The following is a 19,048-nucleotide window of genomic DNA, read 5'->3' as shown; positions in this document are numbered from 1 at the left end:
CCAGCGAGAGACATGACGCCGCGTGCCGGAAAGCTGGCGCGCGGCGCTTTTTTTGCTAGCTTCGCGGTTCTCAAGGACAGCGAGCGCGGGCGCAGGAATGTCGGATACGCACGAGGGGCAGGCAGGCGAGGGGGCGGATGAAGTCAGCGCCGCGATCCTCGTCATCGGGGACGAGATCCTCTCCGGGCGCACCAAGGACAAGAACATCGGCTACATCGCCGAATACCTGACCGAGATCGGTATCGACATTCGCGAGGTTCGCGTGGTGCCGGACGATCCGCCCGAGATCGCCGCCGCGGTCAACGCGCTACGGGCGCGCTACGACTACCTCTTCACCACCGGGGGCATCGGCCCGACCCATGACGACATCACGGCCGATTGCGTCGCGGATGCCTTCGGCGTTGCGCTGGAGGTACGCGAAGACGCCGTTTCCGCCATGCGCAACCGCTATCCGGAGCTGGAACTGACCCCGGCGCGGCTTCGCATGGCGCGCATCCCGGAAGGCGGCACGCTGATCGACAACCCTGTCAGCGGTGCGCCGGGCTTCGTCATCGGCAATGTCATCGTCATGGCGGGCGTGCCGAAGATCATGCAGGCGATGCTGGACAATGTCGCGCCGACGCTGAAAGGCGGAAAGCCGCTGCTGTCGGAGACGCGCACCGGCGCGATCCGCGAGGGCGATATCGCCGGGCCGCTCGGCGAGTTGCAGGCGCGCTTTCCCGAAACGCGCATGGGCAGCTATCCCGGCTACACGGACAAGGGCTTCCAGACATCCGTCGTGGTGCGCGCGCGCGACCCGCAGGTGCTTGCCAGCGCCATTGCGGAAGTCGAGAAGATGATCGCCGAATACAGGCGCGATTGACGGTTTTGAGCGTCAGTCAGGGACAGGGTTCAGTGAGGGGCAGGCACGCATGAGCGACGACACACATCCGGGGCCGGAGAAGATTTTTCCCGTTTCGTGGGAGCAGTTCCACCGGGATTCGCGCGCGCTCGCGTGGCGGCTCAACGCGGCCGGGCCGTTCACCGGCATCGTCGGGGTAACGCGTGGCGGGCTTGTTCCGGCGGCGATCGTCGCGCGCGAACTCGGTATCCGCACGGTGGAGACCTTCTGCGTCGCCTCCTACCACGAGGAAACGAAGCAGGGGGAACTGCAGATCCTGAAGGGCGTCGCGCCGGAGCTTGCCAAGGATGGCGGCAAGGGGCTGCTGATCGTCGATGACCTCGTCGATACCGGCAAGACCGGCAAGGCGGTCTGCGAGGCGCTGCCGAATGCGCATTTCGCCACCGTCTACGCCAAGCCGAAGGGCCGCCCGCTCGTCCACACCTTCATCACGGAAGTCAGCCAAGACACGTGGATTTATTTCCCGTGGGACCTCGACCTCGCCTTCCGCCCGCCGATTGCCGACGTGAGCCGGTGAGCGAAATTTGCGGTGAGGCTATTGTTCGCGCGCGGTGCTTGACCGGCGCGCGGTAAGGCGGTTGCCTTTTGGGGACAGCGGGCGTGGTGGAATTGGTAGACACAAGGGACTTAAAATCCCTCGGTCGAAAGACTGTGCGGGTTCGAGTCCCGCCGCCCGCACCATTATCCAGGTAAAGACAGGGTCCTGACGGCGTGGCGCATGTAGATGCGGGGCAACCATCCCTTGCTGGCGGGGGCTGCGCCTTGCTATGTGCGCGCAGCATCAAACCGCGAGGTGGCGACCCGATGGACATCAAGCTGCGCTGCATCCCCGGCTACAAGGGGCTGATCCCGGAGCCGGTCATCGGCATCAAGGCGCTGCCGGACTGGTTCCGTGCCATGCCCAACAAAGCCGAGAGCGAGACGCTGGGCCGCGAGAGCGTGCCGACCTTCAAGCAGTGCCCGCCGTTCCTGGATGCGGTGCGCACCGGCATCGTCTTCCCGCTGGCGACCGACGTACGCTTCAAGGACGGCGAGATGAGCTGGGACTGGGACCTGCCCAAGGTTCCCGGCGTGCGCGCCACCCAGTCACCCATCGGGCTGCACGTCCCCGAGCAATGGCACGGCGCGCCGCTTCGCGCAGACAAGGGCCATTTCGCCGTGAAGTTCTCCAACTTTTGGACGGTCGAGACGCCGCCGGGGATCTCGCTGTATTTCGGCCACCCGTTCAACCGGGAAGACCTGCCGTTCCGCTCGCTTTCGGGGATCGTCGACACCGACCACTTCACGCGCGGCTTTATCCACTTTCCCGCAATCTGGATCGACCCGGATTTCGAAGGCACGCTTCCTGCCGGCACGCCGGTTGCGCAGGCAGTGCCGATCCGCCGCGAGGAACTGACCCTCGATGTCGGCGAACTGGACGAGGCCGGCGTTGCCGAGCAGATCGAATTCCAGGAAGGGCTGTCCGCGGACACCCAGCTTTACCGCCGCAAGTACCGGCAGGACCGGGCAGGCGGCTAGGTCGCCTCAGGCGCTTCCGGGAAACATGGCGGCTGCGGCCAGCGGCACCTTTCCCTTGGTGCCCTTGGTCAGTAGGTTCAGGATCGCGCCGCGCGACTTCGGATTGTCGGCGGCAAGCGAAGCTGCTTCGCGCCGCATGGCGTCGACATCGCCGCTGTCACGGTAAGCCTCGATCAGCAGCGTGCGGGCATATAAACGCTGGTCAGCGTCGAGCGTGGGTTGCGCGATGGCGGTTTCGAACAATTCCACGGCGCGTGCCGGCTCGCGCAGTTCCATGAGCACGGTTGCGAGGTTGAGCAGGATCGCCGGTTCGCCGGGGGCGGCCTTCAACGCTTCGGAAAACGCTGAACGCGCGTCCTTCCACTGCTTCGCCTTCATTGCGGCAAGGCCCGTCTGAAACGCGACCTGCGGGTTGCCGGGGGCCTTTTTCGTGGCACGCTTGAGGACCTTCACCGCTTCGTCGTGCTGGCCGGTTTCGCCCAGCGCGCGGCCAAAATCCATCAGCATGTCCGGGTGCGGCGGTGAGGTGCGCACCATCTGGCGCAGCATAGCTTCGGCCTTTTCCCAGTTGCCGCTTTCCATCGCCTGCACGAGCGGGAAGGGGCGCGAATAGGGTTTCAGCGGCTTGGGCATGGGGTCACGTTGCGGCTTGAGCGGATTTGCCTGCGATCGACCATTTTCACGGTGGCCAAGTCAAGTTGAGCCGACGCGTCAGGCCTTGTGGCTGTAGATCCAGCGGTAGCGGTCCACCAGTTTCTGGCCGGTCTTGATCTTCAGCACCTTGTCGCGGGCCAGCGCCATCGGGTTCCCGTAGTGATAGATCTTGCTCATCTTGCGCGCCTCGCGCTGGACGCGGGCGGTGCGCTGCTTGCGCTGGCGCTCGTACTTGCGCAACGAGGAGGCGATGTCGCGGCCCTGCACGAGGCAGCGGCCGAGCACCATGGCATCCTCGATCGCCATGCCGCCGCCCTGAGCAAGGAACGGCAGCATGGGGTGAGCGGCATCGCCCAGCAGGGTGACCTCGCCTTCGCCCCAGCGGCGCAGCGGCTTGCGGTCGGCGAGCGCCCAGCGCGACACGCTCGGCAGGCAGTCGATCAGTTCGCGCACCTGCGGCGACCATGCCGAGAAGCGGCCAGCGAGTTCGTCCTTGTCGCCGGGTGCGTTCCAGCCTTCGCCGCTCCACGAGGTCTGCCAGGCGTCGGCCACGATGGCGACGACATTGATGACGCTGCCGCCACGCACGGGGTAGTGGACGAGGTGCGCATCGTTGCCGAGCCACAGGCCGACCGTGTTCTTGGCAAAGAACGGCGGCAGCTGGTCTGCCGGCACCAGCGCACGCCACGCGGTGCGCTCGGCGGGAATGGGCTGGTCGTTGCCGAACATGCGCCCGCGAACCGTGGAGCGAAGGCCGTCCGCGCCGATCAGCGCCGAGACGCGGTGTTCGGACAGCTGGTGGTCGCGTTCGGTCAGCACCGTGACGCCATTCTTGTGACGGGCAAAGTCCGCAACGGCTGCGCCCATCTGCATGTCGACGTCCATCTCCTTGTCGGCGGCGACCTTGAGGATGGTGTGCAGGTCGGCGCGGTGGAGGATCAGGTAGGGCGCGCCGTAGCGCTGCTTCATGTAGCCCTTGAGCGGGGCGCGGGATAGTTCACGCGCGTCGCGCCCGCGCCGCACGATCATCCCGTCAGGTTCGCTGGCGACCTGCGCCAGCGCCTTGCCGAGACCGAAGGCGTAGAGGATGCGGCTGGCGTTCGGGGAAAGCTGGATGCCGGCGCCGAAGGGCGCGAAGCGGCCGACCCGCTCGAAAACGGAAACGCGAAGCCCGCCGCGCGCCAGCGCAATGGCGGCCATAAGGCCGCCGATGCCGCCGCCTGCGATGGCAATGGTCCGCCGGTCGCTCACAGGAAGGTCCCCGCAGTGAAGGCTGCCCGCCCGCCGGGGCGGGAGGGTGGGGCGTCAGGCGTCTTCGAACTCGAAGGCGCAGTTCGCGGGGACCGTCTCGCCAGCGGCAAGGGTCGTGTCGTGCACATAAAGGGTCGAGCAATAGGGGCAGACGATCTCGTGGTCATCGCCCATGTCGAGAAAGACGTGCGGATGGTCAAACGGCGGCTTCGCGCCGACGCACTGGAACTCATGCGCACTGATCTTGATCTGCGTGTGACCGCCGGAATTGTGGAAATGTGGGGTGGAATTTGCCGCCATGTTCGTTTCCGCGTTCTTTGTGTGCGCCTGTGTGACGCGCACTCTAGTGTGCGAGGCAGAAACTTCATAGGCCAAATGGAGGCCGGTGCATCAGTTTCTCTCCCGCCACGGCGTTGCAACGCGCCACCTCTGCGGCTAGGCGTTTAGGCACGCTCCCTCAAAGCCCGGCAAGAAGGCCCCTTCCATGCAGCCCTACCAGCATTTCCAGTCCGACGGCGTCGATCTTGCCTATGTCGATTCACCCGCAGCCGGGGCGGATGGCGACAAGACCATCCTGCTGATCCACGGCTTTGCCTCCAACATTTCGATCAACTGGGGCGGGACGGGCTGGATCGACGCCCTCAACAATGCGGGCTTCCGGGTGGTTGCCATCGACAACCGTGGCCACGGGGAGAGCGAGAAGCTCTACGACAAGGCGAGCTACGGTGCGCCGATCATGGCGCATGATGCGCGCAACCTGCTGGACCACCTGAACATCGAGCGTGCCGACGTGATGGGCTACTCGATGGGCGCGCGCATCACCGCGTTTCTCGCCATGGAAAGCCCGGACCGGGTCCGGTCGGCCATCTTCGCGGGACTTGGCATCGGCATGGTGACAGGCGTCGGTGCAGCAGAGCCAATCGCCGACGCGCTGGAGACCGACGACCCCGACAGCATCGAAGCGGCGGATGCGCGGATGTTCCGCACCTTCGCGGAGCGCACCGGATCGGACCGGATGGCGCTCGCCGCCTGCATGCGTTCCTCACGCGTGAAGATCCGTCCGCAGGCGCTCGGTGCGCTGCGGTTGCCGGTTCTCGTCTGCGTCGGCACCAAGGACGAGATTGCCGGCTCACCACACGAACTCGCCGAGCTGATCCCCGGGGCGGAAGCCTTCGACATCGAAGGGCGCGACCACAACCGCGCCGTCGGCGACAAGGCCTACAAGCAGGCCGTGCTCGATTTCCTGGACCGCAGGCCGTAGCCGGACATGGCCGCAGAACCCACGGTTTCGCTCAGCCCCGAACGGCTTGCCGGTGCGCATGGCAACCGGCTGGCCGGCGACCTGTGGATCGCCGAAGGCGCGCGCGATGCCGCGCCGGTGTTGCTGCTGCATGGCGGCGGGCAGACGCGGCGCGCGTGGGACCGGGTCGCGCGCGACCTCGCAGGTGACGGATATGCTGCGCTGACGGTCGACCAGCGCGGCCACGGCGACAGCGAGTGGGCGGAAGACGGGGCGTACTCGTTCTGGGACTATGCCGCCGACGCGGTCAGCCTCAACCGCCAGATGCGCGAGCGCTTCGGCGCAACCCCCATCATCATCGGCGCGTCACTCGGCGGCATCGCGGGGATGCTTGCGGAAGGCAAGGCAGGGCCTGATTTCTGGTCGGCGATGATCCTCGTCGACATCACGCCGGCCATGGACCCGGAGGGGGTGGAGAAGATCCAGTCCTTCATGGGGGCTGCCATGGCGGATGGTTTCGAGACCATCGAGGAGGCGGCGGACGCGGTTGCGCAGTACCTGCCGAACCGGCCCCGCCCGAAGTCGTTCGACGGCTTGCGCAAGAACCTGCGGCAGGGCCCTGACGGGCGGCTGCGCTGGCACTGGGACCCGCAATTTCTCTCTGGCCCGCGCGGCATCAACACCGGCCGCGAGAATGCCGAGGCCGAGATGAATGCCGCCCTGCGGGGCATGTCATCGCCGCTGCTGCTGGTGCGCGGCGCGTCCAGCGAACTCATTTCGCCCGAGCATGTCGCCGCCCTGCAGACCATCGTTCCGCACCTTGAAACCGTCGATGTCGGCGGCGCGGGCCACATGGTGGCGGGTGATCGCAACGATATCTTCTCGGCCGCGATCCGCTCGTTTTTGACGAAACGGAAGGCAAATGCGGCTGGCGGCAAAACCTGAGTCCTGTCAGAGGGTTGGCGGGTGAAGCGAAAAGCCTGATTCCATTCCTTCACGTGATGATTCATGCAGCTTCCAAACTGATTCCAGCACTTCATGCGACGGTTGCCGGATTTGCAAAGCCGATTCAGGTCGTGGCGCAAATTCCCTTACGTCAATGCGTCAAGCATCTGGCGGACAAGCAAAATCATCTGCAGTCCCCGGCTTACACTCTGATTCACCGTGCACGATCTCCTGATTTGTATTGGCACATGCGCTGTCCTACATATTCCGCATGAGGAGATGGCGTCGCTGACGCACATCCCGTGCTGCCACCCGCCCGCAGGTCGGCGAGAGAGGCTGCAAGGACAACGGCGAGGAGGACCCGCCATGGCATCGCGTAGCCCCAAGATCGTTTCCCGCGCTCGGGACAAGGCAAACGTCACGTCCGTCGATCCGGTCTGGACGCGCCTGCGGGCAGAGGCCGAAGACGTGCTCGCAGCCGAGCCTGCGCTGTCCGGCCTAGTGGTCAGCGACATCATCAACGAGACGACGCTTGAGGCCGCGGTTGCCAACCGCATCGCCTCGCGCCTCGACCATCCGGACGTTCCTGCAATCCACATCCGGCAGGCCTTCATTGCGGCTGCCGAGGAAGACCCGGAGATCGGCCGTGCGATCCGCGCCGACATCGTCGCCGTGCACGAACGCGATCCGGCCTGCTTCCGCTATATCGAGCCGGTGCTGTTCTTCAAGGGCTTCCAGGCGCTGGCGGTCCACCGCCTCTCGCACCACCTGTGGAAGCGCGGCCGCCGCGACTTCTCCCTTTACCTGCAGAGCCGCGCTTCGTCGCAGCTTGGCCTCGACATTCACCCGGCTGCGCGCATGGGCAAGGGCATCATGCTCGACCATGCGACCGGCATCGTCATCGGCGAAACGGCTGTGGTGGAGGACGAGGTGTCCATCCTGCACAACGTCACGCTGGGCGGCAGCGGCAAGGAGACGGGCGACCGTCATCCGAAGGTGCGCCGTGGCGTGCTGATCGGGGCGGGCGCGAAGATCCTCGGCAATATCGAGGTCGGTGCCTGCTCGCGCGTTGCGGCTGGCTCCGTGGTCCTCAGCGACGTGCCGAAGTGCACGACGGTTGCCGGCGTGCCCGCGCGCATCGTGGGCGAGGCGGGCTGCAGCGAACCGGCGCTTTCGATGGATCATAGGCTGACCAGCAGCCCGATGAATTTCCTCGGCGACGGCATCTGATTCCGAACAGGGCCGCCCTCCGGCGGCCCGAATCGGGACATTTCAACACTTATCCACCGGCGATCCTGTTTCGCGGCGGCACATCTAGGTGCGGCGCGGAACTTGCAATAGCTTTGCAATGGGCTTGAGGCGCTGTTCGTCTCCAACCCACGTGTTCTGCCGCGGGGCGACCATTCCACCCTGCGGCGCGTTTTGCAGGTGTTGCGTATGTCGTTCGGGATGCATCTACTCGTCGTGTTCATCGGGATCGCCGCTGCCGGCGTCGCCCAGAGCGCCTACCGCCTGCTGATCTCCGATCGCCCGCGCTTCGACAAGCGCCCGGAAGCGCCCTCCAAGGCCGTGCTCCACGTTATCCTGCTGCTGTTCTGCGGCCCGCTGGTGCTGGCTCGCAACTCCTATCGCGGGCGCATGATGCATGGCCGCCCCATCGGCTGGATCGCGGCGTCCGGCGGCATCGCTGCCGGGTGGTGTCTGATGTCCGGGGTGTTTATCCTCACCGTTATCGAATTTGCTCGCGGACTGCTCGCCTGACGCGTCCGCGCCAGACGGGACGCATTTCATGGCAATCTACGAATTTGAAGGTATCCGGCCCGAACTCGCCGGAGACGGCAGCGCTTGGGTCGCGGAGAACGCGACGGTGCTTGGCAAGGTACGCCTTGGCTCGCAATCGAGCGTGTGGTTCGGCGCGGTTCTGCGCGGCGACAACGAATATATCGAGATCGGCGCACGCACGAACGTGCAGGACGGATGCGTCTTCCACACCGACATGGGCTTTCCGCTGACGGTGGGTGAGGGGTGCACTCTTGGCCACCTGGCGATGCTGCACGGCTGCACGGTCGGCAACAACACGCTGATCGGCATGGGGGCGACGGTGATGAACGGCGCGCGCATTGGCGACAACTGCATCGTCGGCGCGCATTCGCTGATTCCGGAGGGGCGCGAGATACCGGACAATTCACTTGTCGTGGGGATGCCGGGCAAGGTGATCCGCACCATCGGCGAGGAGCAGATCGCGCAGCTCAAGGGCGCTGCTGAAATCTACATGGACAAGGCACGCCGCTACGCGAAGTCGTTTACGCGCATCGACGTGTAGCCGCCACAGGAGCCTTGAAAAAGGTGCCGACCCTCCCGCGGGGGAACGGGAGGGTCGGGCTTGAAGAAACCGGCCGTCAGGGACGTCGGGGTGGGGGCGCAGACCGGTTTCTTGGCTGTAGCTTGTCGCGGCGCCCCGCCGCGTAAACTTGTTATCGGCGCGTCGAACCCACTCCGATCATCGCGCCGGGACGGTCGCCGCGAAGCCAGACCCAGCGACCGCGCCCTTGCGTCGACTGGCGCTTCTCGAATGTGTAGCCGGTGGACTGCCAGCGCAGGATGTCGTCGCGCTTGTTGTCCAGCACCATGTCGCCTTCTGACGTCGTGACTGTCAGCACGGCATGTCCGTCGCCGTTTTCATCCCAGACAACCGTCATCAGCAAAGATTCCGGTGCCCAGCCACGGCGGATCAGCATATGGCGCTTCAGCAGTGCGTAGTCTTCGCAGTCGCCGTAGCGGTTCGGATACGTCCACAGTTCCTCGCGGCCGTAGAGTTCAAGGTCGGTCACCGGAGCGACGGCGGCATTGATATGCCGGTTGATGCCGTCCAGTTCCGCCCAACGCTCGTTGGTGAGCGGCATGTAGGTGCGGCCACGCCCGGCGGCGTTGCATTCCGCCGGATACTGGCTGCAGAATTGCACGTAGCCGATCGGCGCCCGTGCATCCCCGAACACTTCCATGTTCGCGGCGCCTGAATTCTGGCCGGGTGTTGCCGCCCCGGCCGGGATGGCGGTGACTGACGCAATCGCCAGCGACGCCAATGCGATGAGTGTTGCCTTCATCATCTTGAACAGCCCCCTGTTCTTGTTGTTATGGGGACACTGTGCCAGCGATGTTTCGCTACCGATCTAAGTCAATACGAGCAATTTTATGCAAATGGGTGTTTGATCGACCCTGCGAAAACCATGGGAAACGCAGCGGTAGAAGTGCGAACACAATTTGAATCGAATTTTACCGATTGGTTTAACACCTCGCTAACCATGTTTTACTGGCTGGAGAGGGGGTCTCGCAGGCGAGCGATGCCGCGACCGCGAGCCTGACGTTGCGTCAGGGGGCAAACAGGGTGCGCCAGGCGCGAGCCTGGTCTTGTCTGTGGATTGGTCAGGAGGTGCGGGCTCGCCGCAATCAGGCGACGGCGCCGAACTGCTGGCGCAGTTCCTCGTCGGTCAGTGCGTCGGAGAACTCCATCGCGAAGCCATCATCGAAGGCACGCACGACAAGGCCGCGCTGGTTGCCCAGCGTCACGGGGGAGCCGACATTGGGCACCACGGAGGCGCGGATGGCCGCGCCGGAGCGCGACATGTCGATGATGCGGCAGGGGAAGGTCCGTCCGTCCGACAGCGTCATCTGGGTGAACTTGTCCGTCGGGGTCACGCGCTCGAAGCGGCGATCCTCGGGAAGTCCGAGTGCGGAGCGGTTCACCAGCCAGGTGAGCTGGTTGGCCAGTTTCTCTCGCTTGCGCTCACCGGCCTCGATGCTCATGGCAAAGCCGCCCTTGAACAGGCGGGTCAGTTTGCCTTCCACGCGGCCGACATGATCGAGATAGGCGACGACCCGGTCTCCGGGCTTGCCGCAGACAGGTGCATTCATCGAGACGCCGCCGGGCGACATGTCGATGACAGAGCACTCGAATTCGCGGCGATCAGGCAGCATGTAGCGACCGAGCAGGTGCACGGGGACGCGGCGGAACCGCCGACCGTCTTTCTGGGCTTCGGCAAGCTTTGGCGAAACCGGATTGAGCACCGATGAACACTCCCATGCGTCGGTGCTACGATAAGCCGATTAAGCATATTTCCGAGCACCAACGCCCCCATTCTAGTGAAGGGCGGGTTAACCAGTCGTAATCCCCGACCGCAAAAATGCTGATTCCTCATGGCGCATGCCGCGGTTTGGCCACAGGGCTTACTTCAATCCACCATCGTAGAGGGCAAGATGCCGCACCCGGCGGCGAGGCGTCGCATCGGCGAAGATGGGATGCGAGCGGGCAAAGCGCGGTGTGAGCGCGTTCTGCGGCGTTGTCGGGAAGATTGCCGCGCGATCAAGCACCAGATCGTTCACAGCCTCAGCGCCAACCCACCAGGGCTGCTCCATCGGCGTGAAAATGCCGATCAGCCGACGGATGTTTGGGCCACCGAAACGCATCGGCAGTAACAGGCCCTCCATCGCGGCAGAGCGTCCGGACGCCGTGAGCATCGTGAAATCGAACTGGATGCCGGAGGGACACGCGATGGCGTAGTCGAGCAGTTCACGCACGCGCGGCCGGTCGCGGGGTGTCCACAGCATGTCAAAGGACTGGCCGCGCAGGTCGCGGACCATGTTCGTCGCGATGCGACTGCCGACGAGGCGGATCATGTTGGAGGCGTGGTCGGTATCCACAAGCAGGATATCGCCGAGGCAGGCGGAAATATCGAACGGCTCCAGGTCGCGGCGGTCGGGGGCTTCTTCCATTCCGCGAATGCGGTCCCAGTAGGAAAACAGTTCGCGCGTCTCCGGTGCCCTCATGCGCGCGACCGCGCGGTCGACAGTCAGTGTTTCAAGTGCGTACATACCGCCCCTTGCGTTATCCCGCCGGGGCACGCGAGACGTGTCGCTTCGACACAGCGCGGCCCGGAATTGATGTTGTTCGGGAGTCACTCGCAGACGGCATGCCAAGGCAGGGCAGGAGCATTCATGGACGACCAAGAACCCTTCGCAGAGCCCATCGAGGAACGGATCAATCCTCCGGCATTCAACGTGCCGATGATCCTCGTGTGGCTGATCGCCGGACTGATCGGCGTGCATGTCCTGCGCTACCTGCTGGATGCGCGCACCGACCTATGGGTGGTCTTTGCGTTCGGGTTCCTGCCGGGGCGCTACGTGCAGACCACGCTCGACATGCCGATGCCGCTTGGTGTGCTGGGCGACCTGCTCGGGCCGGTGACCTACACGTTCCTCCACGGAAGCTGGCTGCACCTGTTTTCAAATTCGATCTGGCTGCTCGCCTTCGGCGCGCCGGTGGCGCAGCGTTTCAGGGCGGTACGATTCCTGGCGCTGGGGGCCGTGTGTTCCATTTTCGGAGCGCTGGCGCATCTCGTGACGCACTGGGGCGAGATGGTGCCGGTGATCGGCGCCTCGGCAGCGGTTTCCGGCTACATGGGCGCCGCGATCCGCTTTGCGTTCTCGCCGGGCGGCCCGTTGACTCGCTCCGGCCGCGCGGACCCGCAGGCCGCCATCCAGGCACCGGCGGCAGGCATCCTCGGGGCTCTGGCCAACCGGAATGTGCTGCTGTTCATGGCCGTGTGGTTCGGCTTCAACCTGATCTTCGGGCTGGGTGCGGTGCAGATCGGGGGTATCGACGCCGAAATCGCGTGGGAAGCCCATATGGGCGGATTCCTGGCCGGATTGCTGCTTTTCAAGCTGTTTGACCCGGTTCGGGACACTGTCGCGGCCTGAAATGCCCCGATCCCGCTTGCCGTAGCGGCGAGCCGGCTTCATGATAGCGGGGAGGAATCCGGCGCGAAAAACCGCAACGAACGGTGCGCCATCAGCGAGGAGGACCAGCAATGACCGTTTCCAGCATTCTTGCCGACAAGGGACCGGACGTGGTCACGGTCAGTCCGGAAGAAACGCTTCTGGACGTCACCAAGCTGCTCGACAAGCACAAGATCGGTGCTGTCCTCGCCACGGATTCCAACGGAAAACTCGCTGGCATCATCTCCGAACGCGACGTCGTTCGCGCGGTCGCGCGCGGCGGGCCGGAGGCGCTGGGCGAGGCTGTCGGCACGCACATGACGAAGAAAGTGGTCACCTGCAAGAAGGAAGACCGCGTGAACTCCGTGATGATGCAGATGACCGAGGGCAAGTTCCGCCACGTACCGGTGATCGACGGCGGCAAGATCGCCGGCATCATCTCCATAGGGGACGTTGTCCGCCGCCGGATCGCTGATATCGAAACGGAATGGCGCGCGATGCAGGATTACATCGCAGCCGGCTAGACGCCGTCGGGCATTCAGACTTCGCGGAGCGAAACCACGGCCTGGGCGATGTCTTCCAGCGCGCGCTCGGCTGCCTCGCGACCGGCGTCGATCGCCTCTTTGGCGCGATGGAACTCGAACAGCCCGATCTTGCGCACGCGCGGCCCGATATTGATGTCCGGCGGGTCGCCGGCAAGGCGCGCGCGCGAAATGCGGTCCTGCATCACGGTCAGCGCGTCCATCATCACCGCCGACATGCCGGGAGGTCCATCCGGTGCGCCGACGAGCTGCTTGCGCACGAGCCGGGCGGCGGTCTCGATCCGACCGGGGATGGCTTCGTCCTCGTCCGCGTCCGGTTCCTCGACAAGCGGCACCACGCCACCCTTGCCGAATTGGTCGGACTGCAGGTTCACGGAAATGACGAGGCGTGCGCCGAGGCCTCGGCAAACGGAGACCGGCACGGGGTTGACCATTGCGCCGTCGAAGAGCCAGCGCCCCATGACCTTGCGCGGCTTGAAGACGCCGGGCAGGGCGTAGGATGCGCGCAGCGCCTCGACCAGGTTTCCCTTCTGCAGCCAGATCTCGTGGCCGGTGCGCATTTCGGTTGCCACGGCAACGAACCGCTTGGGCAGCGTCTCGATATCGTGATCGATGAGGCCCTTCTCGAGCAGGGTCGAAAGGCGGTCGCCGGAAATGAGGCCCGACCCGCTGAGGCTGAAATCCAACATGCCGAAGACACGGCGGCGGGTGAGAGACAGTGCGAAGTCCTCGACATCGTCCAGCCGGCCAGCCGCGTGGCATCCGCCGACGACGGCACCGATGGAGGTGCCGGCGATGATGTCCGGATCGTAGCCATTTTCGATGAGGACGCGCAGCACGCCGATATGCGCCCAGCCGAGTGCGGCACCGCCTCCCAGCGCGATGCCGATGGTCAGCCCGCGGTGGGAAGACGCCGTTTCTGCGGAAATGTCGCGATCCGGCGGGGCTGGCTCATCGGATTGGACGGGCGTGCTTGCTCCGCCGACATCGTCGGGCTGCGCATCGCCTGCGCCGTGGAACAGTCTCTGTGAAACCGAACCGAACATGTAAGCCATCCTTCACCTTCGCCCACATGATCGCAGGGAAGCGTTGAAGGAGTGATGAATGTTCGCAATCGCGTCGAAATTGCGGTCAATCAACCGTGAACAGCGTGGCCTTGCCGTCGGCTGTCTTCACGCCGCGATAGAAGCAGGATCGCTGGCCCGTGTGGCAGGCGACACCGTCTCCGGCGACACGGCCAGAGACCCAGATCGCGTCCTGGTCGCAGTCCACGCGGATATCGGCCACGGCGATGGTATTTCCGCTGGTTTCGCCCTTCTTCCACAGCTTGCCGCGCGAGCGGCTCCAGAAGTGGCAGATGCCGGTTTCCAGCGTCAGTGACAGCGCCTCGTCGTTCATGTGGGCAAGCATCAGCACCGTGCCGTCGTGGGCATCGGTGACGACGCACGTGACCAGCCCGTCCCGGTTGAAGGCCGGGGCAAGCAGGTCGCTGGTCTCGCGCGCGTGCGCGTCTCGCAGTTCGGGAAAGCTCCGCGTCACCGTCAGCTGCCGCGCACCATCGTCAGGAAGCGGACCTGCTCGGCAGGGTCATCCTGGAAGATGCCGGTGAATTGGTTGGTGACCGTGCGTGCGCCCTGCTTCTGGATGCCGCGCATGGACATGCACTTGTGCTCGGCTTCCAGCATCACCGCGACGCCACGCGGCTTGAGGATCTCGTCGATCGCCAGCGTGATCTGCGCGGTCATGTTTTCCTGCGTCTGCAGGCGACGGGCGAACGTGTCGACCACGCGGGCAAGCTTGGAGAGGCCCACGACCCGGTCCTGCGGGTAGTAGCCGATATGCGCCTTGCCGATGAACGGCACCATGTGGTGCTCGCAGTGGGAATAGAACGGAATGTCCTTCACCAGCACGATGTCGTCGTAGCCACCGACCTCCTCGAAGGTGCGCGACAGGTGGTCGACCGGGGATTCGCCGTAGCCGCGATAAAGCTCTTCATAGGCCTTGGTGACGCGCGCCGGTGTGTCCAGCAGGCCTTCGCGGTCGGGATTGTCGCCGGCCCATGCAATGAGCGTGCGCACGGCGGCCTCGGCCTCGTCGCGCGTGGGGCGCGGGTACTTCGGCACCTCCGCAAGGATCGATTCCGCCTTCAGCTTCTTGACGATCGCATCCATGGACAATTCCTTCGCGTCCTCATCGCCTCAACCGCGAAACGGTTTCGGCATGCCTGTTCGGGCCTCGTCATCGCCTGAGGCGTGACCTAACCACTGTTGCCGGCTGCTCTTTGGTGAAGCCTGCATTTAAGAGATGTACGAACGTTCCTCTTTCGACGGATCATCCCGCTTCGGGACAAATTTCCGTCTCGTCCGCCATCAGTGCATTTTATTATATGGGAATGGCACGGTTGCAATCAACTCACGGCCTCTCGGCGCATACGGGGGTCGCCGTGGCAGGGTTGAGGACTTATGTTAGGGCGGAACAATTCCCAGGGCGCGCTTTTCGCGCAGGTATCGGACCGGCCATGCTCAACGACCTCTACAACAAGCAGATACTCGGCTTTGCCGCCGATATTCCGCTTATCGGGCGGCTGGAAGACCCCGACGGGACCGCGAAGGCCCATTCCAAGCTGTGCGGGTCCACGGTCACGGTCGATCTCAAGGTCGCTGACGGGGTCGTCACCGATTTCGCCCACCAGGTGAAGGCCTGCGCGCTGGGGCAGGCATCGTCCTCCATCATGGCGCGGCACGTGGTCGGCGAGAGCGCCGCTCGCCTGCGGAAGCTTCGCGACGAGATGCACGCCATGTTGAAAGAGGGCGCGCCTGCGCCGGATAGCGACTGGGCCGACCTGCAAGTGCTGGGGCCGGTGCGCGACTTCAAGGCGCGCCATGCCTCCACGCTGCTGACGTTCGATGCGGTGGTATCCGCACTCGACATGGCGGAAAGCGCGGCCGCCGAAGGGACAGGCGCGGACGAAAAGTCTGCCGCGCAAGCGTGAGCGACGGCGCTTCCCGTAGTCTCGGCCAGTATCTGGCTCTCGGGGTTATCCGTTTCTACCAATTGACGCTTTCAGCGTTCATGGGGCGGCATTGCCGCTACCTGCCAACCTGCTCGGAATACACATCCGATGCGGTGCGACAGCATGGCGCTTGGGCGGGCCTGTGGATGGGCATTGCGCGCATCCAGCGTTGCCGCCCCGGCGGCGGCGACGGCTTCGATCCCGTACCGGGAGACATCAATCCCGACGCGCGGTGGTACCTGCCGTGGCGCTACGGCATATGGCGGATGCGCGAACAGGGCTAAGCGCTTATTCCGACTGGAAAAACCGCAATGACATGCAGGACAGTCCACCATCGACGCGGGCGGCCTGCGCCGTGGACAGTGGTTCTACGATCACCTCGGGCATCGCTTCACGGATGCGCTGGGTGGTTTCCGGGTAACCGGCCGAGACCAGCACCGTGTCGTTGACGCGGATCGCGTTGGCGCTCGCCTCTTCGCCCGGTGCCGTCTCGATGATCCGGTAGCCCTCGAAAACGTCACTTTCAGCCATTTGCGGGGTGCAGAGGACGGTATCGTCGGCCAGCACGGCGCTGGCGGTCTTCAGGTGCAGCACGCCGGGTGGTGTTTCCACGCAGCGCGCCGCGTAGCCCCAGCCACGCAGGATTTCCGCGAGTTCATCGAAACCTTCCCGGTCAGTGCGGGCCGACAGGCCGACGATCACTTCCGATCCCGTCACCATGATGTCGCCGCCGTCCACGTGGCCGGGACCGGCGAGCTTGCGCACGGTTGCGATCTGGCCGCGCAGGGCAGGTTCCAGTTCCGCGGCCTCGCCGATACGGCTTTGCGCACCGGGGCGCAGCAGAACAGCGGTGTCGGGCAGGCAGAGCGCCGGGTCCTCGATGAAGACGGAATCAGGAAACGCTTCCAGCGCGGGCAGGCGCTTCACCGTGACGCCGGCCCGTCTCAGCGCACCGACATAGGCATGGAATTCCTCGGAGAAGGCTGCCGGGTCGGGGTCGGGACCGTCGCCATCGCGCAGGCCATGCGCGATGCTTTGGGCGGGTTCGCGAACGAGGGCGGTGTTGAAGCGGTGGCTGATCCGGTCTGTCATGGGGCTGGGCTGTGCTGCTCCTGTTGGATTGCGAAGTTTGCCTTTGCCCATGAAATCAGGATAGAGGACGCAGCGAAACCGCCCGCGAGCCATTCGCGGGTTTCCTGATGCTTACCTGCTTGGTGTGCAGGAGTTGAGCCGGAGGAGTTCCGACATGATCACCATCACATTTCCCGACGGCAACGCGCGCGAGTATGACGCTGGCGTGAGCGGTGCCGACATTGCCGGTTCCATTGCCAAGTCGCTGGCCAAGAAGGCGGTTGCAGTCGCCGTGGACGGCGAATTGCGCGACCTCGCCGACCCGATCGACCGGGACGCGACGGTTCGTATCGTCACCCGCGACGATGAGGCAGCCCTTGAACTGATCCGCCACGATGCCGCGCACGTCATGGCCGAGGCCGTGCAGGAGCTGTTTCCCGGCACGCAGGTCACCATCGGACCCGTGATCGAGAACGGGTTCTACTACGACTTCGCGCGCAACGAGCCGTTCACGACCGAGGACCTTGAGAAGATCGAGGCGAAGATGCGCGAGATCATCAAGCGCGACGCCCCCTTCACCAAGGAGGTGTGGACGCGCGACGAGGCGAAGGCGCACTTCACTGAGGCGGGCGAGCGCTACAAGGTCGAACTGATTGATGCGATCCCCGAGGACCAGGACCTGAAGATCTACCGCCAAGGCGAGTGGCTCGACCTGTGCCGTGGTCCGCACATGACCTCCACGGGCAAGATCGGCGATGCCTTCAAGCTGATGAAGGTGGCGGGTGCCTATTGGCGCGGCGATTCCAACCGCGAGATGCTGACGCGCATCTACGGCACTGCCTGGGCCAAGAAAGACGACCTCGACGCCTACCTGCACATGCTGGAGGAGGCGGAGAAGCGCGACCATCGCCGGCTCGGCCGCGAGATGGACCTCTACCATTTCCAGGAAGAGGCGCCGGGCGCCGTCTTCTGGCACGCCAAGGGCTGGACCATGTTCCAGCAGCTGATCGGCTACATGCGCCGCCGCCAGCACGAGGCCGGCTACCTGGAGGTGAACAGCCCTGACATGATGGACAAGGGCCTGTGGGAGCAGTCCGGCCACTGGGAGAAGTTCGGCGAGAACATGTATGTGACCGAGACGCCTGACGAGCGCGTCTATTGCTGCAAGCCGATGAACTGTCCCGGCCACGTCCAGATCTTCCGCAACGGGCTGAAGAGCTACCGCGACCTGCCGCTGAAGATCGCCGAGTTCGGCAAGGTGCATCGCTACGAGCCGTCGGGCGCACTGCACGGGCTTATGCGCGTTCGGCACTTCACGCAGGACGATGCGCACATCTTCTGCACCGAAGAGCAGATCACCGACGAGTGCCTGCGCGTCCACAACCTGATCCTGTCGATCTACAAGGATTTCGGGTTCGAGGACGTGCGCATCAAGTTCTCCGACCGGCCTGAAAAGCGCGTCGGGTCCGACGATATCTGGGACCAGGCGGAAGCAGCTCTTCGCCACGCCATAGACGTCACCGGCCACGAGTGGACGCTCAATCCGGGCGAGGGGGCTTTCTACGGGCCAAAGCTCGAATACGTGTTGCGCGATGCCATCGGGCGTGACTGGCAGTGCGGCACCTTGCAGGTCGACTTCAACCTGCCTGGGCGGCTTGGCGCGTTCTACATCGGCCAGGACGGCGACCGGCACGTTCCGGTCATGCTGCATCGGGCGATGTTCGGCTCGCTGGAGCGCTTCACCGGCATCCTGATCGAGCACTATGCCGGGCTCTTCCCGCTGTGGATCGCGCCGACGCAGGCGGTGGTCGCGACCATCGTGTCGGAAGCCGACGACTACGCGCAGGAAGTCCAGCGCACGCTCGATGCGGCGGGGCTTCGCGCCGAGACCGATCTTCGCAACGAGAAGATCAACTACAAGGTGCGTGAGCATTCCCACGCCAAGGTTCCGGTGCTGCTCGTCGTCGGCAAGCGCGAGGCGGAGGAGCGGACGGTGTCCGTGCGCCGGCTCGGGTCGCGCGACCAGACGACCGTTTCGCTGGACGAGATCGTCGAGCAGCTGAAGGCCGAGGCCGTCGCGCCGGATTCCGGCGCGCAGATGGCTGCGGCTGCGGAGTAACAAGGATTACGAGGCCGGCGTT

23 protein-coding genes and 1 tRNA gene are annotated in these 19,048 nt (G+C 64.7%); 14 read left to right on the top strand and 10 right to left on the bottom strand.

What is annotated here, in order from left to right:
* The first annotated feature begins 97 nt into the window (after positions 1–97).
* The 4 genes from ACKTEK_RS09225 to ACKTEK_RS09210 all read left to right on the top strand — a co-directional run bounded on the left by ACKTEK_RS09225 (position 98) and on the right by ACKTEK_RS09210 (position 2,419).
* The gene (locus tag ACKTEK_RS09225) at positions 98–862 is read left to right on the top strand and encodes a competence/damage-inducible protein A (protein ID WP_409164994.1); all 765 of its coding nucleotides are present in this window, start codon (positions 98–100) and stop codon (positions 860–862) included.
* A gap of 49 nt (positions 863–911) precedes the next feature.
* A complete protein-coding gene (gene gpt / locus ACKTEK_RS09220) occupies positions 912–1,418 on the top strand; it encodes a xanthine phosphoribosyltransferase (RefSeq protein ID WP_409164993.1) in 507 nt (168 codons plus the stop codon).
* 77 nt (positions 1,419–1,495) lie between these two features.
* Positions 1,496–1,582, top strand: a tRNA-Leu gene (locus tag ACKTEK_RS09215).
* A gap of 123 nt (positions 1,583–1,705) precedes the next feature.
* Positions 1,706–2,419, top strand: coding sequence for a hypothetical protein (locus tag ACKTEK_RS09210; protein WP_409164992.1), 714 nt, complete (start codon positions 1,706–1,708; stop codon positions 2,417–2,419).
* Positions 2,420–2,425: 6 nt separating this feature from the next.
* Here ACKTEK_RS09210 and ACKTEK_RS09205 read toward each other — a convergent pair whose 3' ends face one another.
* The 3 genes from ACKTEK_RS09205 to ACKTEK_RS09195 all read right to left on the bottom strand — a co-directional run bounded on the left by ACKTEK_RS09205 (position 2,426) and on the right by ACKTEK_RS09195 (position 4,624).
* Positions 2,426–3,052: a tetratricopeptide repeat protein gene (locus ACKTEK_RS09205; RefSeq protein WP_409164991.1), complete on the bottom strand. Its 627-nt coding sequence runs from the start codon at positions 3,050–3,052 to the stop codon at positions 2,426–2,428.
* Positions 3,053–3,130: 78 nt separating this feature from the next.
* The gene (locus ACKTEK_RS09200; protein WP_409164990.1) at positions 3,131–4,324 is read right to left on the bottom strand and encodes an FAD-dependent monooxygenase; all 1,194 of its coding nucleotides are present in this window, start codon (positions 4,322–4,324) and stop codon (positions 3,131–3,133) included.
* A gap of 54 nt (positions 4,325–4,378) precedes the next feature.
* On the bottom strand, positions 4,379–4,624 hold the full coding sequence (locus ACKTEK_RS09195) for a zinc-finger domain-containing protein (RefSeq protein ID WP_409164989.1): 246 nt from the start codon (positions 4,622–4,624) through the stop codon (positions 4,379–4,381).
* Positions 4,625–4,808: 184 nt separating this feature from the next.
* Here ACKTEK_RS09195 and ACKTEK_RS09190 point away from each other — a divergent pair, with 184 nt between their 5' ends.
* From ACKTEK_RS09190 to ACKTEK_RS09170, 5 genes are all read left to right on the top strand, one after another.
* On the top strand, positions 4,809–5,585 hold the full coding sequence (locus tag ACKTEK_RS09190) for an alpha/beta fold hydrolase (protein ID WP_409164988.1): 777 nt from the start codon (positions 4,809–4,811) through the stop codon (positions 5,583–5,585).
* A gap of 6 nt (positions 5,586–5,591) precedes the next feature.
* A complete protein-coding gene (locus ACKTEK_RS09185; protein ID WP_409164987.1) occupies positions 5,592–6,509 on the top strand; it encodes an alpha/beta fold hydrolase in 918 nt (305 codons plus the stop codon).
* 366 nt (positions 6,510–6,875) lie between these two features.
* The gene (gene cysE, locus ACKTEK_RS09180) at positions 6,876–7,739 is read left to right on the top strand and encodes a serine O-acetyltransferase (protein WP_409164986.1); all 864 of its coding nucleotides are present in this window, start codon (positions 6,876–6,878) and stop codon (positions 7,737–7,739) included.
* Positions 7,740–7,946: 207 nt separating this feature from the next.
* A complete protein-coding gene (locus ACKTEK_RS09175; RefSeq protein WP_409164985.1) occupies positions 7,947–8,270 on the top strand; it encodes a DUF6949 family protein in 324 nt (107 codons plus the stop codon).
* 28 nt (positions 8,271–8,298) lie between these two features.
* Positions 8,299–8,832, top strand: a complete 534-nt coding sequence (locus ACKTEK_RS09170; RefSeq protein ID WP_409164984.1) for a gamma carbonic anhydrase family protein — start codon at positions 8,299–8,301, stop codon at positions 8,830–8,832.
* 151 nt (positions 8,833–8,983) lie between these two features.
* Here ACKTEK_RS09170 and ACKTEK_RS09165 read toward each other — a convergent pair whose 3' ends face one another.
* The 3 genes from ACKTEK_RS09165 to ACKTEK_RS09155 all read right to left on the bottom strand — a co-directional run bounded on the left by ACKTEK_RS09165 (position 8,984) and on the right by ACKTEK_RS09155 (position 11,378).
* The gene (locus ACKTEK_RS09165; protein ID WP_409164983.1) at positions 8,984–9,616 is read right to left on the bottom strand and encodes a transglutaminase-like cysteine peptidase; all 633 of its coding nucleotides are present in this window, start codon (positions 9,614–9,616) and stop codon (positions 8,984–8,986) included.
* A 340-nt stretch (positions 9,617–9,956) separates the two neighbouring features.
* Positions 9,957–10,574 (bottom strand): PilZ domain-containing protein, encoded by a 618-nt coding sequence (locus ACKTEK_RS09160; protein WP_409164982.1) that lies wholly within the window; start codon positions 10,572–10,574, stop codon positions 9,957–9,959.
* Between the two features lie 159 nt (positions 10,575–10,733).
* Positions 10,734–11,378 (bottom strand): PAS domain-containing protein, encoded by a 645-nt coding sequence (locus tag ACKTEK_RS09155; protein WP_409164981.1) that lies wholly within the window; start codon positions 11,376–11,378, stop codon positions 10,734–10,736.
* Positions 11,379–11,501: 123 nt separating this feature from the next.
* On the opposite strand from ACKTEK_RS09155, the gene ACKTEK_RS09150 reads away from it, so the two are divergent.
* Together ACKTEK_RS09150 and ACKTEK_RS09145 are read left to right on the top strand one after the other, a co-directional pair.
* Entirely contained in the window at positions 11,502–12,263 is a 762-nt protein-coding gene (locus tag ACKTEK_RS09150; RefSeq protein WP_409164980.1) for a rhomboid family intramembrane serine protease, read from the top strand.
* Between the two features lie 110 nt (positions 12,264–12,373).
* On the top strand, positions 12,374–12,805 hold the full coding sequence (locus ACKTEK_RS09145; protein ID WP_409164979.1) for a CBS domain-containing protein: 432 nt from the start codon (positions 12,374–12,376) through the stop codon (positions 12,803–12,805).
* 14 nt (positions 12,806–12,819) lie between these two features.
* Here ACKTEK_RS09145 and ACKTEK_RS09140 read toward each other — a convergent pair whose 3' ends face one another.
* The 3 genes from ACKTEK_RS09140 to folE form a co-directional block, all read right to left on the bottom strand.
* Positions 12,820–13,869, bottom strand: a complete 1,050-nt coding sequence (locus ACKTEK_RS09140) for a patatin-like phospholipase family protein (protein WP_409166141.1) — start codon at positions 13,867–13,869, stop codon at positions 12,820–12,822.
* An 85-nt stretch (positions 13,870–13,954) separates the two neighbouring features.
* Complete coding sequence (hisI, locus tag ACKTEK_RS09135) at positions 13,955–14,362, bottom strand: phosphoribosyl-AMP cyclohydrolase (RefSeq protein WP_409164978.1); 408 nt, start codon at positions 14,360–14,362, stop codon at positions 13,955–13,957.
* A 2-nt stretch (positions 14,363–14,364) separates the two neighbouring features.
* Positions 14,365–14,994: a GTP cyclohydrolase I FolE gene (folE, locus tag ACKTEK_RS09130; RefSeq protein ID WP_409164977.1), complete on the bottom strand. Its 630-nt coding sequence runs from the start codon at positions 14,992–14,994 to the stop codon at positions 14,365–14,367.
* Between the two features lie 347 nt (positions 14,995–15,341).
* Between folE and ACKTEK_RS09125 the strand changes: the two genes are divergently transcribed.
* Both ACKTEK_RS09125 and yidD read left to right on the top strand, forming a co-directional pair.
* Positions 15,342–15,815 (top strand): iron-sulfur cluster assembly scaffold protein, encoded by a 474-nt coding sequence (locus ACKTEK_RS09125; protein ID WP_409164976.1) that lies wholly within the window; start codon positions 15,342–15,344, stop codon positions 15,813–15,815.
* Positions 15,812–16,120, top strand: coding sequence for a membrane protein insertion efficiency factor YidD (gene yidD / locus ACKTEK_RS09120; RefSeq protein WP_409164975.1), 309 nt, complete (start codon positions 15,812–15,814; stop codon positions 16,118–16,120). The genes ACKTEK_RS09125 and yidD overlap by 4 nt, the downstream gene beginning before the upstream one ends.
* Before the next feature lie 4 nt (positions 16,121–16,124).
* Here yidD and ACKTEK_RS09115 read toward each other — a convergent pair whose 3' ends face one another.
* Positions 16,125–16,928 carry a dimethylarginine dimethylaminohydrolase family protein gene (locus tag ACKTEK_RS09115; RefSeq protein ID WP_409164974.1) on the bottom strand — a complete coding sequence of 268 codons (804 nt, stop codon included), beginning with the start codon at positions 16,926–16,928 and terminating at the stop codon, positions 16,125–16,127.
* Positions 16,929–17,082: 154 nt separating this feature from the next.
* Between ACKTEK_RS09115 and thrS the strand changes: the two genes are divergently transcribed.
* On the top strand, positions 17,083–19,026 hold the full coding sequence (gene thrS / locus ACKTEK_RS09110) for a threonine--tRNA ligase (RefSeq protein ID WP_409164973.1): 1,944 nt from the start codon (positions 17,083–17,085) through the stop codon (positions 19,024–19,026).
* The last annotated feature ends 22 nt before the right edge of the window (positions 19,027–19,048 follow it).

It is taken from the genome of Tepidamorphus sp. 3E244 (assembly GCF_046159835.1).
GTDB lineage: Bacteria > Pseudomonadota > Alphaproteobacteria > Rhizobiales > Tepidamorphaceae > JACKJK01.
The sequence above is the reverse complement of the archived record's forward strand: the minus strand, read 5'-3'. Positions and strand labels throughout refer to the sequence as shown.

What these genes read in the sequence shown, in the direction of transcription:
- ACKTEK_RS09225 (WP_409164994.1), top strand. Translation starts at nt 98, where the DNA reads ATGTCGGATACGCACGAGGGGCAGGCAGGCGAGGGGGCGGATGAAGTC.
- gpt (WP_409164993.1), top strand. Translation starts at nt 912, where the DNA reads ATGAGCGACGACACACATCCGGGGCCGGAGAAGATTTTTCCCGTTTCG.
- ACKTEK_RS09210 (WP_409164992.1), top strand. Translation starts at nt 1,706, where the DNA reads ATGGACATCAAGCTGCGCTGCATCCCCGGCTACAAGGGGCTGATCCCG.
- ACKTEK_RS09205 (WP_409164991.1), bottom strand. Translation starts at nt 3,052, where the DNA reads ATGCCCAAGCCGCTGAAACCCTATTCGCGCCCCTTCCCGCTCGTGCAG.
- ACKTEK_RS09195 (WP_409164989.1), bottom strand. Translation starts at nt 4,624, where the DNA reads ATGGCGGCAAATTCCACCCCACATTTCCACAATTCCGGCGGTCACACG.
- ACKTEK_RS09190 (WP_409164988.1), top strand. Translation starts at nt 4,809, where the DNA reads ATGCAGCCCTACCAGCATTTCCAGTCCGACGGCGTCGATCTTGCCTAT.
- ACKTEK_RS09185 (WP_409164987.1), top strand. Translation starts at nt 5,592, where the DNA reads ATGGCCGCAGAACCCACGGTTTCGCTCAGCCCCGAACGGCTTGCCGGT.
- cysE (WP_409164986.1), top strand. Translation starts at nt 6,876, where the DNA reads ATGGCATCGCGTAGCCCCAAGATCGTTTCCCGCGCTCGGGACAAGGCA.
- ACKTEK_RS09175 (WP_409164985.1), top strand. Translation starts at nt 7,947, where the DNA reads ATGTCGTTCGGGATGCATCTACTCGTCGTGTTCATCGGGATCGCCGCT.
- ACKTEK_RS09170 (WP_409164984.1), top strand. Translation starts at nt 8,299, where the DNA reads ATGGCAATCTACGAATTTGAAGGTATCCGGCCCGAACTCGCCGGAGAC.
- ACKTEK_RS09165 (WP_409164983.1), bottom strand. Translation starts at nt 9,616, where the DNA reads ATGATGAAGGCAACACTCATCGCATTGGCGTCGCTGGCGATTGCGTCA.
- ACKTEK_RS09155 (WP_409164981.1), bottom strand. Translation starts at nt 11,378, where the DNA reads ATGTACGCACTTGAAACACTGACTGTCGACCGCGCGGTCGCGCGCATG.
- ACKTEK_RS09150 (WP_409164980.1), top strand. Translation starts at nt 11,502, where the DNA reads ATGGACGACCAAGAACCCTTCGCAGAGCCCATCGAGGAACGGATCAAT.
- ACKTEK_RS09145 (WP_409164979.1), top strand. Translation starts at nt 12,374, where the DNA reads ATGACCGTTTCCAGCATTCTTGCCGACAAGGGACCGGACGTGGTCACG.
- ACKTEK_RS09140 (WP_409166141.1), bottom strand. Translation starts at nt 13,869, where the DNA reads ATGTTCGGTTCGGTTTCACAGAGACTGTTCCACGGCGCAGGCGATGCG.
- folE (WP_409164977.1), bottom strand. Translation starts at nt 14,994, where the DNA reads ATGGATGCGATCGTCAAGAAGCTGAAGGCGGAATCGATCCTTGCGGAG.
- ACKTEK_RS09125 (WP_409164976.1), top strand. Translation starts at nt 15,342, where the DNA reads ATGCTCAACGACCTCTACAACAAGCAGATACTCGGCTTTGCCGCCGAT.
- ACKTEK_RS09115 (WP_409164974.1), bottom strand. Translation starts at nt 16,928, where the DNA reads ATGACAGACCGGATCAGCCACCGCTTCAACACCGCCCTCGTTCGCGAA.
- thrS (WP_409164973.1), top strand. Translation starts at nt 17,083, where the DNA reads ATGATCACCATCACATTTCCCGACGGCAACGCGCGCGAGTATGACGCT.